Below are 13,157 nucleotides of genomic sequence, written 5' to 3'. Positions count from 1 at the left end.
TGGCACATTCATCCCTTACTCTTGAGAGGCCGCCGGTTCGATTCGCATCAAGAGCAGCACCATTGGGTCCGCCTTCGGTTGACCCAACAGGCATGGTTGATGAATGTTGCCAGTCTCGGAACCCATCTTGCGCTTGCGGCAGGATGGGCGCCGTCGAGAGCGTCAACGCAGTCGCGGCGGTGGCTATCTTAGCGCGATTGATGGTCGATGGCCGAGACGGCCATCATCACACCACGCAACTCGGCGAGGCCTTTGAGACGGCCAACCATGGGATAACCCGGATGCGTTCCACGTTCGCCATCGTTAAGCAACTCGTGTCCATGATCTGGCCGAAATGGAATACGCCAGTCGTCTTCCCCGGCGCCCTTGCGGCGGGCCTGTTCCGCAAGCAGCGTGCGGATGACCTTGACCACGTCGACATCCCCTCCGAGATGGTCGGCTTCCATGAAGGATCCATCCGGTTCCTTCAGGACATTGCGCAGGTGGGCGAATTGGATATGGGGCGCAAATCGCTCGGCCATTGCCGGCACGTCGTTTGCGGGGCCAGCGCCAAATGCGCCGGTGCAGAAGGTAATCCCGTTGGCTTTCGATGGCACGGCCCCAACGATGAAGTCGATGTCGGCGGCGGTGGAGACAATTCGCGGGAGACCGAATACATCGAATGGCGGATCATCGGGATGGACGCCAAGCCTGATTCCTAACTCTTCTGCGGTCGGGACGACTTCCTCCAGAAACCGCTTGTAGTTCGCTCGCAAGTCGTCACGCGTGATGCCGTCGAAACGCTTCAGCATGGTGCGCATGCCAGGCACGTCATAGCGTTCGTATGCGCCGGGCAAGCCGGCCATGATGGTCGCAAGGAGATTGTGCTTGTCGCTCTCAGATGCCTTCTTCATCCATGCCCTGGCGCGTTCCAGCACGTCGGGCCGGTGATCGGCCTCGGCGTCAGGGCGTTGCAGGATATAGCAATCGAATGCAGCCACTTCCTCGGCGTTATAGCGTAGCGCTGTCGCTCCGCCGGGGAGAACGCGACGAAGTTCGGTGCGCGTCCAGTCCAGCATCGCCATGAAGTTGTAGCAGATGTTGGTGATGCCGCAGCTCGCCAGATTGCGAAGCGATTGTCGGTAGTTGTCGAACAGCTGCGTCAGGTCGCCCTCGCCGAGCTTGATCGCTTCGGCGACCGGCAGGCTTTCGACGACGCTCCATCGCAACCCGAGCGAAGGGTCCGCGCCGATGATGCGCTGCCGAGCCTCGATTTCCTCGATGCTCCAGACCTCGCCATAGCGAATATGATGCAGGGCGCTGACGATGCCCGTCGCCCCTGCCTGCCGGATTTCGTGGAGCTTGACCGGATCGTCCGGCCCGAACCAACGCCAGGTTTGTTCCATTGTGGTCCTCGCTTGAATGTTCAGTCAGTGATTGCCGCTATCAGCCGTTCCAGCCGAGATGGCTGAGAAAATCGCGTGTCCGGCCCGCCTTCGGATTCTCGAAAATCTGCTTTGGCGACCCTTCCTCGATGATGGCGCCTCGCTCGAAGACGACCACGCGATCGGCAACGCGGCGCGCGAAGGTCATCTCGTGGGTGACGACGATCATCGTCATGCCTTCCTCGGCGAGCGCCTTCATCACGTTCAGCACCTCGCCGATCGTTTCCGGGTCGAGGGCGGAGGTCGGCTCGTCGAACAGCATCACCTCCGGCTCCATCGCCAGCGCGCGGGCGATCGCGACGCGCTGCTGCTGGCCGCCGGAAAGGTTAGATGGAAAATTGTCGACCTTGTCGGCAAGATTGACCTTCGAAAGCAATGCGCGTGCCCGCTCGCGTGCCTCGCTTTCCCTCATGCCGAGAACGGTAATCGGCGCCATGGCGACATTGTCGAGCGCCGACATATGGGGAAAGAGCTCGAAATTCTGGAACACCATGCCCATCCGCTGGCGTATCTTGCGCGTTTCGCTGTCGCGCTTGGGAAGCGGCCGGCCCTCAAAGGAGATCGTCCCGCCATCGATGGCCTCAAGCGCATTGGTACAGCGCAGCAAGGTCGATTTTCCCGAACCTGATGGCCCGATGAGGCATAGCACTTCGCGGACGTTCACTCTTAGGGAGACGCCGTTGAGGGCGACGAAAGCGCCATATTGCTTGCGGACATTCTCATAGACAAGAATGGGAGCGACGGCTTCGTCCTTGTTCTTTGCTTGTGTTGTCGCGTTCATTCCTTCACCTCGAATTTGCGCTGGATCCAGTCGACGAATTTGGCCTGGGGATAGCCCAGAAGCCAATAGATGGCGGCCATGGCGGTCAACACTTCCAGCACGCGGAAGGTCTGCGACCGGATCTGCAGCGCGGTATGTGCCAGTTCACCCACCGCGATCACCGAAACGAGCGACGTATCCTTGAAGAGCGAAACCCAGGTGCTGGCGACCACGGGAAGGACGCGCCGCGCCGCCTGCGGCAGGATGATCTTGCGCATCACTTGCCAGCGGCTCAGCCCCAGGGCGAGCCCCGCATTGGTCTGGCCGATGCGGATCGAATTGATGCCGGCGCGAAAGGCTTCCGCATTATAGGCCGAGACGTTGAGGCAGAGCGCGATGAGGCCGGTGGTGAAGGCCGAAAATTCTATGTTGAGCAGGACGGGCATCACGTAGAAGGCCCAATAGACCACGAGAATGATCGGCAGGTTGCGGAACAATTCCACAAAGCAAAGGCTCAGTGTCGAGAGAATCCGCGACGGGGAGAGGCGCATGAGCGCGAGCAGGATGCCGCCCGGCACCGCGATGACCATGGTGATCGCCGTCAAGGCGATGGTGAGGAGGGTTCCGCTCAGCAGTTCTTGGCGGAATTGCCATATGACGCTCCAATCCAGGGTCATGACCGGCCCAGATGCGCAAAACGGCGATAGAGGAGATCGATCATGCGGGTGATCGGCAGGAGGAGCAGAAAATAGGCGACCATTGCGACCGTGAATACCTCCATGGGCCGATAGCTTTGACCGGCGACGGTCTCGGAACGTTTGATGAGTTCCGGCACGGCAATCACCGAGGCGATCGCCGTATCCTTTATGGTGATGGAAATGATGGAGCCGAAGGCGGGCAACATGCGGATGAGCGCTTGGGGCAGCACGATCTTGCGGGTGATCTGCGCGCTCGACATGCCGAGCGCCTTTCCGGCCCGGATCTGCCCCTGACGAACGGATTCGATCCCCGCCCGGATGATCTCGGCCACATAGGCGGCGATATGCACCGACAGCGCCACGGTTGCCGCCCAGAACGGCGGCAGATTGACGCCGCTGAGAATCGGCAGAGCAAAATAGATCCAGACCAGCACGACCAGCACGGGGATCGCCCGCATGCTGTCGATATAGAAGGTCAGTGGCAGACGGAGGTAGACCGGCCCATAGACCCGCCCGAGCGCGACCGCCGTGCCGAGAACAAGACTGAAGCCGACCGTCGCGGCAGACAGGAGCAAGGTGACCCCGAATCCTCCCAGCAGATACTGCCAGCTATCGAGGACGGGCGAGAAATCGAAATCCACGCAATGCTCCTATTGCCGCTGCGAACCAGTTGGAAGAGGCCCGTCAGGGCAGGTTCTCGACGATCTTGGCCTCTTCGGCCTGCAGCTTCGGCTGCTCGGCCTTGGCGACTGCCCGCAGCCAGTCGAGATAGGCAGCCTGTCCCTTATCGATGGCAAGGCCGACGGGGGAGGTCTTCTCCTGGCTGTCCTGGCAGTTGTTCTCCGCCGGAAGCGCCTTGAGCCCCTTTACCTTCTTGTTCAATCCGACCCAGGGAATGCGATTGATCGGTGCAGCGTCGGCGCGACGCGCCATGATTTCTTCGATCGGTGCAACCGCGCTCGAGCTGGTCACACCGCGCAGATGCGCCTTGGGGAAGCGGTCCTTGACCCAACCTTCTTCGCCGCCGCCGGTAAAATAGGCGATCGTCACGTTCGGATTGTTGAGATCGTCGATCGATTTGACGCCGGCAAACTTGGGATTGTCGACGCGGCCGAACATGCAGACGCTGGTCGCCGAATAGAGTACGAAGTCCACGACCTTGTCGCGGTCGGGCGTTTCGGCAAGAGGCGTGATCGACATGTCGACCTGGTTGGACGCCAGGACCGGGATCTTGGTCTCGTGCGACACCGGTATCGCTTGCAGGGTCACCCCGAGCAGCTTGGCGTAGTCGTTGGCGAGGGTCCATGCGGGACCGGTCCACTGATCGCCCGAGCCGGTCGTGTTTTCGATCAGCCAGGGGGCATTGGCAAGAACCGCCACGCGCAGCACACCGGACATGCGAATGGCGTCGATGCGTTGGCTTGCGCCCGCCGCCGGGGCAGACGGGACGTCGTCTGCATGTGCAGAGACCGAGACGAGCGACGCGCTTGCCAGACCGGCAAGGGCAATCAATGTGGTCATGAATTTCCGGGACACGGGCTTTTCCTCCTAGTTGGGCACTTTGAACCGAAGACCGAAACTCGCTACGAGAGCGACTTGGCCGTTTCGTTCTCCTGTTTGAAATATTCGGGATAGGCGATCGCCACGCGCTCGACGGCCGCAAGGACGGAGCGCAGGTGATCGCGCATGGAATGGGTCGCGCGGTCGACATCGTGCGCGGCGACCGCCTCGACGATGTCGCAATGTTCCTCGAACACCATGCGCAGCCACGAGAGGTCTTCGAGCGACAGGTAGCGAACCCGGTTGAGATGCGCATTGGTCGTCGTGAGCAGCGACCATACGGATGGGCGTCCGGCGATGCGCATGAAAGTGTCGTGGAGCTCGTCGTCGGCAACGAAGAAGCCATGCGGATCCTTCGCCTCGACCAGCACGCGCTGACGCTCGATGATGCCGCGAAGCGTCGCGATATTGCTGCTCGTCACATTCTCGGTTGCGAGCTCTATGGTCCGCACTTCCAGCGTTTCGCGGATGAACTGGCTGTCCCGGACGATGTCGATCTCGATCGGCGCAACCATCGAACCCACCTGCGGAAAGATGTCGAGAAGCGACTCTTCCTCAAGTTTCTTCATGGCTTCCCGGATCGGAGTGCGGCTGATGCCGAAAAGATCCGCAAGGCGCGGCTCTGACAGAATGGCACCGGTCTTGAGCTGGCCGGTGATGATCCAGTCACGCAGCTGCCGGTGAATCTGCTGAGCGGCATTCTGTCGGCGATCAATGGGGTGGGGCGTTAGAGACATGGTAGTATACAAGTATCCTTTTGCGCTTTTGTCAACGTGATCTTTCGGGTTGCTCGTAGGAAATGATGCTTGAGCGGAGAAGTCCTTCCGAAGCCTCAGTCGTGGGATGAAGCCAAAATGGACATGCAATCGCACATGCGAAAGAGAACCCGCGATTCCACATATGGCCGCGGGCTCGACGCTCTCGATGCGATTAATCTATTCGACGGCCGGGCCAGCCTCACACGGTGGCGGAAGCAGATCCCAGCGCCTGCACAAGCCCGCGGGCGCCTTCGGTAAGCAGGGTCTTGTACGCGTCCGTCACGGCGGTCATGAAGGTCGCATTGTTTGCCAGATCGGTGCCGAAGATGGCTTCGATCGAGGCCAAGGATCGTACTTCGGCAACCGGATCGCTGCCGGTCTTTGCAAGGCGGCTCCTTATCTGCTCGATCAGGGGATCGCGCACGTCGATCATCTGCCCTGCTTCGTCCCATCCTCCGACAAATCGCACCCATCCCGCTACCACGGCGGCGAGGCAGGGGAACGGGCTGCCCTTGGCAAGGCAATCCCTGATCGATGACAGAATGCGCTGCGGCAGCTTCTGCGATCCGTCCATGGCGATTTGCCAGGTGAGGTGGCGGATCGCGGGATTCTGATAGCGTTCAAGCAGCTGTTTCGAATAATGCTCCAGATCGAGCCCTGCGGGCGCCGCCAGCACCGGCATCACCTCCCGACGCCAGAAGCGTCGAAGGAAAAGAGCGAATGCCTCGTCCGAAGCGGCCGCGGCGACGGTCTTGTGGCCTGCGAGATAGCCGAGATAGGCGAGCACCGAATGCGAACCGTTGAGCATGCGCAGCTTGGCATGTTCGACGGGCTCCACATCGGTGACGAACTGCACGCCGGCATCCTCCCAGCGTGGCCGGATGCCATCGACGAAGCGGTCTTCCAGAACCCATTGGCGGAATGGCTCGTGCAGGACGGGCGCCGCGTCGCGAAGTCCCGTCAATTCGCGCACCATTGCGAGATCGTCGTACGTCGTCGCTGGAACGATGCGGTCCACCATGCTGTTCGGGAAAGGAACCGAGCCCTCGGCTAATCTTTAAGTGCGCGACCGGAGGAGTGGGCTGGCGTCGAGGCCGGCTATGGGGGTATCGGTTCTAGGCCCTTCAAGGCCATCAACTGAGAAGCTGGTGTGACCAATGGCTACAAGGCAATGTCCTCAACCGCAGCCGGTTCGCTTCTTCATTTCGGGCAATTGCAGAACTGCTCTGCGGTTGCTCACAACTCCATCAAGCCTTTTCGAGACTCGATGTGTTTTGAACCTCATGTCGCGCCGCTTTGCATGGTGGCAATGGCGGCAGACCACGGAGAGACGACGTCGCTGCAGCCCTCGGCACCATGGCGATCCGCAACGATCAGATTGGGACAGGCAAAGTTGATCGGCAGCACGCCGTGCTCGATGACGGAAAGCGGACCGGCATCCGCCAAGGCGGCAAGGATGTCTTCCGGCAATCGCCGGTCAGCGCTGGTCTCGTCGGGACCGGACACGTCGATGCGCGGCGCGTGCGCCGCCGCCGTCACGGTCATGTTGAAATCGAGCGTCCACGCGAGCATCTGGTAGACGCTGGCAAGGATGCGGCGTCCTCCCGAAGCGCCTGCCGCCATGCGCGGCCAGCCGCCATCTCTTGGCGTGACGATCACGGGACACATGTTGCAGAGCGGCCGCGCGCCGGGTTTGATTGGATTGGCGCTATCGGGCCGGGGATCGAACCACATCATGCCATTGTTCATCAGCACGCCGGTGGACGGCAGCACGACGCGGCTTCCCATCGACGACAGCAGCGTCGTGGTGACGGTGACCAGATTGCCGTCGCCGTCGACGACCGTAAGGTGGGTCGTGCAGGTATCGCCGGGTTCGACGGCAGCGCGTGCCGCTCCAAGCCCCTCGAGACGACTTGAGTAAGCGCCGCGCAACACGCGCGACAGACCCGCAAACCAGTCAGCCCCCGGGCCGGCATCCGCCGGAAGATGATCGGTCATGCCCGCGACGACATCCGCAAGCGTCGGCGCGGCGGTCAGCCCTCCGGCCGTGTGGATGAGATGGGTGCCGCGCCAGTCGATGGTCGGCGCGTCCCGAACCACGGCCTGGCAGCCGGCGAGGTCTTGCGCATCGACAACGCCACCCATCCTGGCAATGTCCTGTGACAGATCGGCAGCGATATCCCCGCGATAGAAGTCGTCCAGACCGGCTTCCGCCAGGCGTTCCAGCGTTGCGGAGAGCCGGCCGAGCCGGAAGAAGCCGGGAACGCCTTGATATGGTGGCACCGGGGGTAACCCGTTGGGCAGATAGATGCGTGCGCTTTCCTCGTAGAGCCTGAGCACGGAGGCCGATGAGGCGATCTTGAGGGTCGTGTACCAGTCCCGCGGCAGACCCCGTTTGGCAAGCGCGATAGCCGGAGCCATCAGGTCGGCAACCGGCATCCCTGTGCCGAAGGCTTCCTTCAGCTTGGCATAGCCGGTGACTGCCGACGGCGTGCAGAAGGAGAGGGGACCATGGATGTTCCTGTCGCCTTCGACTTCCGGCCAGGTGAAGAGATCCTGCTTCATCGCGCCGGTCAGAGGATAGTCCGCCGGATCGGCACGATGAGGGGCAACGGGGCCGAAATCCACGACCTTGGCCTGGGTTTCACCGGCTCGCAGGACGACGGCGAAACCTATGCCGCCGAGCCCGCTGTTCCAGGGCTCGACTGCTGCCAGCGCAAAACAGGCAGCGACGGCCGCATCGGCCGCGTTGCCGCCGACCTCGAGCACGGCTGCGCCTGCTTTGGCCGCGTCGCTGCTTTGCGAGACGACGATGCCGTTTTTGCCCTTGGCCGACGGCTTGGTCAGGATCCAGTTTTGCGTCTGATAGGACGAGCGGTCCGCTGTCATGGTCTCTTCCCTTGTGGAGTGAAGCAGGGGCTTGCGGCGCCCATCCTATGGGACAGACGCCGGGAGGCGGCAGATGACCATGGGCTTGGCATTGGTCGAGCCTTGGCCTTTCGCAGACTAGGTGGTGTCAGAGATCCTTGACGAACGCCGCGACTTCGGCGTGCGTGGCAAACCAGACGTCGCCCTTCGATTTTGCATGACGGATGACCTCTTCGAGAATCCAGATGCGCGAGCGTGCCGTGATGATGTGCGGATGCATGGTGAGCTGGAACAGGCCGCCGGCCTCGTAAGCGGCGTCGAATTCGCGCAGGAAGATGTCCAGCACATCTTTCGGCGGCGTGTAGGGTCTGAGCGACTGGAAGCGATGCATCAGGAAATAGACCGCATCGTCGCGAACCCATTCGACGGGAACCTCGACGATCCCGGTCGGGGTTCCGTCCATGACCAGTTCGTAGCAGTCCTCATCCGCCATCAGCGAGGAATCGTAGAGCAGGCCAAGCTCGGTCTCGATCTTCAGCGTATTCGGGCTGAAGTCCCAGGACGGCGTTCTGAGGCCCACCGGACGTAGGCCGGTGATCTTTTCGAGCGTATCCGTCGAGCGGAACATCAACTCGCGTTCGGCCTCGTAGGGCAGGACCGAGTTCAATTCGTGAATCCAGCCGTGAATGCCGATTTCATGGCCTTCGGCGACGACCCGGCGCTGCTCGTCCGGATGCAGAAGGGCGGCCACGGCGGGAACATAGAAGCTCGCCTTGACATCATGGCGCTTCAGCAGCTCAAGAAGGCGCGGGACGCCGACGCGGTTGCCGTATTGACCCCAGGACATGCGGCCGATGGATTTTCCGCCTTCGCGCAGCTCGTTGGTTTCATGGTCGGAATCAAAGGAAAGCGCGACGGCGCAACGCGCACCGTCTTTCCAGTCCGAAGGCGCCAAGCGCCGGCCGGCCCGCGTCTGGTTCACCAGCTTGCGCCAGTGCGCCTCTTCCCATTGCCACGGCTCGCGTGCCGCATCCATCTCATTGCTCATCAGACCTGATCCTTCTCGATAAAGACTTCATTTTCCGCCATCGACGGGCAGCACCTGCCCGTTGACGAAGCTGGCGAGATCCGAGGCGAAGAACAAGACAGCCTTGGCGATCTCGTCAGCCGTTCCCAGGCGTTTTAAGGCGATATTCTGCACAATCTCGCGCTGGCGGTCAGCGCTGTAAGAGGCCCACTGACGTTCTGTCGCAGCATTGGTGCGCACGAAACCCGGCGCCACGCTGTTGACGCGGATGCCATGCGGCCCAAGCTCGTGGGCCAATTGGCGGGTCAGGCCGAGGACCGCGTGTTTTGCAGAGCAATAGGCCTGCACGCCGGTCAGCGACGCCTGCAGGGCAGCACCAGAGGTGATCGTGACGATCGCGCCCGATCCCTGCCGTTTCATGCCCGGGGCAACCGCGCGGCAGAGGGCAAATGCCGCCCCCAGATTGATAGCGATGATCCGATCCCAATCCTCGTCGGTGACGTCTTCCAGGGGCTTTTCCGCCTGGCCGGCGACACCGCCGGCGTTGCAGACGAGGATATCGATGCCGCGGCCCGTCCGTTCCTCGATGGATGATATCCAGCCGGCCGCGGCACGCCGGTCGAGAAGATCGATCCTGGACAGGGTGATATTATCGTGCAGACCATCCTCCGCATCGAGGATGTCGCAGCCGAAGACGGCCGCACCAGCCGTGGCGAAGCGGGTGGCGATGGCGCGGCCGAAGCCGATCGCCGCGCCGCTGACCGCCACTGTCTTCCCAGTGAAATCGAGCATGTCCGTGGCCCTCCATGTATGGTGTCGGCAAAGGGGCAGCGGCTCCGGTCTGGCCAAGCCGCCGCCTTGGCACTATCAGCGCAGCTCTTCGTGTGCCGTCTCCTTCAGCGTCGCGATGACGATGGCCGAGGCTATGGCTGCGATGATGAGGTAGTAGGTCGGCGAGATCGGCGAGCCGGTCGAACTGATCAGCCAGGTCGCGATGAACGGCGCGAAGCCGCCGAAGATGCTGGTCGCCAGACTATATCCCGTGGACATCCACGTCGAACGCGAATGGGTGGGGAATATCTCGGCGATTGCCGCCGGGCCGGGGCCGGAGAACATCGCGATCATCAATCCGAACACGAGCTGGACCACGATCACCGTCACCAGCGAGGTGCCGGAAAGCATGAAGGAGAACAACGGATAGGTGAGGACTGCAAAAGCAACGCAGCAGCCGATCAGCAGGGGCTTGCGGCCGATCCTGTCCGACAGCAAGCCCATCACCGGAATGGCGACGACGAGAAGGATGAGCCCGATCGTGTTCGACCACAGCGACGCGGTGCGCCCGAGCCCCGCATATTTCTCGGTGAAGGTGGGCATGTAGTAAAGGATGACGTAGTAGGAAACGGTCCAGAGGATCGTGAAGCCGAAGGCTTTGGCTGCAAGAATCCAGCCGGGCGTCTGTGGATCGGACGGCGCTTCCTGAGCCTTGCGGTAGACGGGGGTTTCCTCGATATCGCTGCGCATATAAATGCCGACCGGGACGAGGATGATGCCGAGAAGGAACGGAATGCGCCATCCCCAGGATTCCATCTGCTCGCCGGAAAGAAGCGTGCTGCAAATGGCGGCGACCGCCGAGCCGAGCAACAGGCCGCCGGCAACGCTCGCCTGCTGGAAGCTCCCCAAGAAGCCGCGCCGGTTCTTCGGCGCCCATTCGACGATGAAGGCCGTCGCACCGCCCCATTCGCCGCCGGCGGCAAAGCCCTGCATCAGCCGGCAAATGACGAGCAGAAGCGGCGCAAGAAGGCCGATCGAATTGTAGCCGGGAATGATGCCGATGCCGATCGTCCCCAAGGCCATCAGGAAGATGGTCAGCAGCAGTGCCGTTTTCCTTCCTCGGGTGTCGCCCATTCTGCCGATGATGATGCCACCGAGCGGGCGGGCGACGAATCCGATGCCGAACGTCGCGAAAGTGGCGAGAAGCGCGCCGACCTCATCGCCGCTTGGAAAGAAATTCCTGGCGATGATCGTCGCGACATAGCCGTAGATCGCAAAATCGTACCATTCGAGGATATTGCCGGCCACGGCAGCGCTCACGGCACGCCAGCTTTCCATGCTGGAGCGGGCGCCATCATCCGCCAAATTTGCCGAAATGCTGTTGCTCATATCTGTTCCCTTTGTTTTGTCTTGCAATTTGATTTTTAGTATTGTAATGCAATATCAAAAATTATAAGAGGAACACCTAGGGATGTCAAACAGTGAGTCGCCGGTCGCAGAGCGGAGCGATGCGCTCTATGTCGCTTCGGTCGCCAAGGCCTTCCGCGTGCTGGAGGCTTTCAGTCACACGATCACCGATCTGAGCCTGTCGGAGATAGCCGACCATACCGGGCTCGACAAAAGCGCGACGCAGCGTTTCGCCCATACGCTCTGGCAGCTCGGCTATCTGGAAAAGGACGAGCGCACCCGGCGATTCCGGCTGGGCAAGCCGGTGCTCGATTTGTCCTATTATTATCTGCGCTCGAATGCGCTGATCGAGCTTGCGACCCCGGCTTTGATCGATCTCAGGAATTCCTGCGGGGAGCGCGCAAATCTGTCGCTCTACGACGAAACCACCACGATATATGTCATTCGCCAGCAGACGAAGCGGGAGTATTTCGACGGCTCGCTGATCGGCCGTCGCATTCCGGTGTTCTGCACCGCCGGCGGACGCGCCATCCTGGCGCAGCTGACGGCGGACGAGGCTGCGGCTGTCATTGCAAAGTCTGACCTGAAACCGAAAACGCCGAAAACCATTGTCGACCCCCGGGCAATCATGGAGAAGGTCGAGGAGGCGCGGGAAAACGGTTTCGGCTTGGCGCTGGAAGAAACAGTGCTCGGCGAAATAACCGTGGGGGCGGCCGTCACAAACGCCGCCGCCCGCCCGATCGCGGCCGTCCACATCGCGGCCTCCGCAACCGACTGGACGCCCGAGGCCTTCAGGGAGCGTTTCGCGCCGCTGGTGATCGAGACGGCACAGTCGCTCAGTCGATCCCAACGCCACATAACGCATAGGGCACGATGACAGGATCGTATAGCCTGCGGTTGCTGGAGGTGGTGGCCGGAACGGCCGTCGCGGTGGCTAGCCATGCGACGACATTCGACATTCCAACAATCTCGATCCGGCCGGATGTCATTCGTGAATATTGTTCTTTAGTGTTTGCTATGTTCGTGGTCGGTGCTGTATCCGGCGCGATCGTTCGGGCGAACCGGCGAAGTGTTAATTATGGGATGTCCTCCTGAGCAATCAGGAGACCGGTTGATAGATTCAAAATTAGAATTACCTTCGATCTATTTACCGACTGCCATTAAGCACATGAGTTCGCTGACAAATTCATAATATGAGTGTGGTCATCATCGGCGCCAATCTTGACCCCACCCAATTTCCATTTTCTGGTGTGTAAATCAGAGCCTTACGCTCTTGTCACGAGGGGTCAGCCTTCGGTGCCGATTCACACGTTTGGGCGATGGCGAGCGTGCCTGGTCTGTTCTGAAGAGCCAGCTGTCCCCATCTCGCACCTACGCCAATCTCTTCGATGCGCATCCGCCATTCCAGATCGACGGTAACTTTGGCGCTGCGGCTGGAATCTGCGAGATGCTCGCCCATAGCCGCCGCGGTGAAATCAGACTTCTTCCCGCTCTTTCCCGAGCCCTGTCCACGGGTCGGGTATCCGGTTTGCGGCTGCGCGGCGGGATTGAATTGGATATGGAATGGTCAGAGGGGAATGTGCAGCGTGCGAGACTGAAATCTACGCGCGAACAAACTGTTCTCATTCGCAGCAACGCCGGCATGCAGAAGGTTGCTTTGAGAGCTGGAGACTGGACGACGGTCATCTAGCGAAGAGCGGATGAGATCGGCTGAAAATTTCGATTTGCCGGTCACTTAGCGTGACGGCACTGCTGACTTCGCCCAACTAGAGATACTTGTGGTGCGGTGTCGTGGCGATGGTTCCGAGGCGGGGCGCGAGCGAAAACTTAGCGACACCTGCTCGCTTCGTGCCAGCGGTCGCAATCGGCGAGTCTCTGAGAGTA

Annotated in this window: 13 protein-coding genes and 1 pseudogene; 2 read left to right on the top strand and 12 right to left on the bottom strand. The window is 61.1% G+C overall.

The features are described from left to right. Positions 1 to 188: 188 nt before the first annotated feature. From uxuA to FHT86_RS12730, 12 genes and pseudogenes are all read right to left on the bottom strand, one after another. Positions 189 to 1,385 carry a mannonate dehydratase gene (gene uxuA, locus FHT86_RS12780; RefSeq protein WP_133707197.1) on the bottom strand — a complete coding sequence of 399 codons (1,197 nt, stop codon included), beginning with the start codon at positions 1,383 to 1,385 and terminating at the stop codon, positions 189 to 191. Between the two features lie 40 nt (positions 1,386 to 1,425). After that, on the bottom strand, positions 1,426 to 2,205 hold the full coding sequence (locus FHT86_RS12775) for an amino acid ABC transporter ATP-binding protein (RefSeq protein WP_133707196.1): 780 nt from the start codon (positions 2,203 to 2,205) through the stop codon (positions 1,426 to 1,428). Beyond that, a complete protein-coding gene (locus FHT86_RS12770; RefSeq protein WP_133707195.1) occupies positions 2,202 to 2,861 on the bottom strand; it encodes an amino acid ABC transporter permease in 660 nt (219 codons plus the stop codon). Before FHT86_RS12770 ends, FHT86_RS12775 begins: the two co-directional genes overlap by 4 nt. Then, positions 2,858 to 3,523 (bottom strand): amino acid ABC transporter permease, encoded by a 666-nt coding sequence (locus FHT86_RS12765; protein WP_133707194.1) that lies wholly within the window; start codon positions 3,521 to 3,523, stop codon positions 2,858 to 2,860. The genes FHT86_RS12770 and FHT86_RS12765 overlap by 4 nt, the downstream gene beginning before the upstream one ends. 43 nt (positions 3,524 to 3,566) lie before the next feature. Then, positions 3,567 to 4,418: a substrate-binding periplasmic protein gene (locus tag FHT86_RS12760; RefSeq protein ID WP_208116648.1), complete on the bottom strand. Its 852-nt coding sequence runs from the start codon at positions 4,416 to 4,418 to the stop codon at positions 3,567 to 3,569. 47 nt (positions 4,419 to 4,465) lie between these two features. Beyond that, positions 4,466 to 5,179 carry a GntR family transcriptional regulator gene (locus FHT86_RS12755; RefSeq protein ID WP_133707193.1) on the bottom strand — a complete coding sequence of 238 codons (714 nt, stop codon included), beginning with the start codon at positions 5,177 to 5,179 and terminating at the stop codon, positions 4,466 to 4,468. A gap of 220 nt (positions 5,180 to 5,399) precedes the next feature. Next, entirely contained in the window at positions 5,400 to 6,038 is a 639-nt protein-coding gene (locus FHT86_RS12750; protein WP_409527593.1) for a hypothetical protein, read from the bottom strand. A 39-nt stretch (positions 6,039 to 6,077) separates the two neighbouring features. Then, positions 6,078 to 6,239: pseudogene (locus FHT86_RS38865) on the bottom strand (mannitol dehydrogenase family protein); the annotation flags it as partial. 242 nt (positions 6,240 to 6,481) lie between these two features. Further along, on the bottom strand, positions 6,482 to 8,089 hold the full coding sequence (locus tag FHT86_RS12745) for a gamma-glutamyltransferase (RefSeq protein ID WP_133707191.1): 1,608 nt from the start codon (positions 8,087 to 8,089) through the stop codon (positions 6,482 to 6,484). A 127-nt stretch (positions 8,090 to 8,216) separates the two neighbouring features. Further along, positions 8,217 to 9,116: a polysaccharide deacetylase family protein gene (locus FHT86_RS12740; RefSeq protein WP_133707190.1), complete on the bottom strand. Its 900-nt coding sequence runs from the start codon at positions 9,114 to 9,116 to the stop codon at positions 8,217 to 8,219. 27 nt (positions 9,117 to 9,143) lie between these two features. Next, entirely contained in the window at positions 9,144 to 9,887 is a 744-nt protein-coding gene (locus tag FHT86_RS12735; RefSeq protein ID WP_133707189.1) for an SDR family NAD(P)-dependent oxidoreductase, read from the bottom strand. 75 nt (positions 9,888 to 9,962) lie between these two features. Continuing rightward, positions 9,963 to 11,255, bottom strand: coding sequence for an MFS transporter (locus FHT86_RS12730; protein ID WP_133707188.1), 1,293 nt, complete (start codon positions 11,253 to 11,255; stop codon positions 9,963 to 9,965). 82 nt (positions 11,256 to 11,337) lie between these two features. Here FHT86_RS12730 and FHT86_RS12725 point away from each other — a divergent pair, with 82 nt between their 5' ends. Both FHT86_RS12725 and FHT86_RS12720 read left to right on the top strand, forming a co-directional pair. Then, on the top strand, positions 11,338 to 12,150 hold the full coding sequence (locus tag FHT86_RS12725; RefSeq protein WP_133707187.1) for an IclR family transcriptional regulator: 813 nt from the start codon (positions 11,338 to 11,340) through the stop codon (positions 12,148 to 12,150). A 435-nt stretch (positions 12,151 to 12,585) separates the two neighbouring features. Beyond that, complete coding sequence (locus tag FHT86_RS12720; protein WP_133707186.1) at positions 12,586 to 12,963, top strand: glycoside hydrolase family 95-like protein; 378 nt, start codon at positions 12,586 to 12,588, stop codon at positions 12,961 to 12,963. Positions 12,964 to 13,157: the final 194 nt, after the last annotated feature.

The sequence above is a fragment of the Rhizobium sp. BK313 genome (genome assembly GCF_014193655.1).
In the GTDB taxonomy this organism is placed as follows: Bacteria; Pseudomonadota; Alphaproteobacteria; order Rhizobiales; family Rhizobiaceae; genus Rhizobium.
Note: the sequence above shows the minus strand (reverse complement) of the source record. Positions and strands in the feature narration are given on the sequence as shown.

Coding starts and splice junctions, on each gene's coding strand:
- uxuA (WP_133707197.1), bottom strand. CDS start 1,385: ATGGAACAAACCTGGCGTTGGTTCGGGCCGGACGATCCGGTCAAGCTC.
- FHT86_RS12775 (WP_133707196.1), bottom strand. CDS start 2,205: ATGAACGCGACAACACAAGCAAAGAACAAGGACGAAGCCGTCGCTCCC.
- FHT86_RS12770 (WP_133707195.1), bottom strand. CDS start 2,861: ATGACCCTGGATTGGAGCGTCATATGGCAATTCCGCCAAGAACTGCTG.
- FHT86_RS12755 (WP_133707193.1), bottom strand. CDS start 5,179: ATGTCTCTAACGCCCCACCCCATTGATCGCCGACAGAATGCCGCTCAG.
- FHT86_RS12745 (WP_133707191.1), bottom strand. CDS start 8,089: ATGACAGCGGACCGCTCGTCCTATCAGACGCAAAACTGGATCCTGACC.
- FHT86_RS12740 (WP_133707190.1), bottom strand. CDS start 9,116: ATGAGCAATGAGATGGATGCGGCACGCGAGCCGTGGCAATGGGAAGAG.
- FHT86_RS12735 (WP_133707189.1), bottom strand. CDS start 9,887: ATGCTCGATTTCACTGGGAAGACAGTGGCGGTCAGCGGCGCGGCGATC.
- FHT86_RS12730 (WP_133707188.1), bottom strand. CDS start 11,255: ATGAGCAACAGCATTTCGGCAAATTTGGCGGATGATGGCGCCCGCTCC.
- FHT86_RS12725 (WP_133707187.1), top strand. CDS start 11,338: ATGTCAAACAGTGAGTCGCCGGTCGCAGAGCGGAGCGATGCGCTCTAT.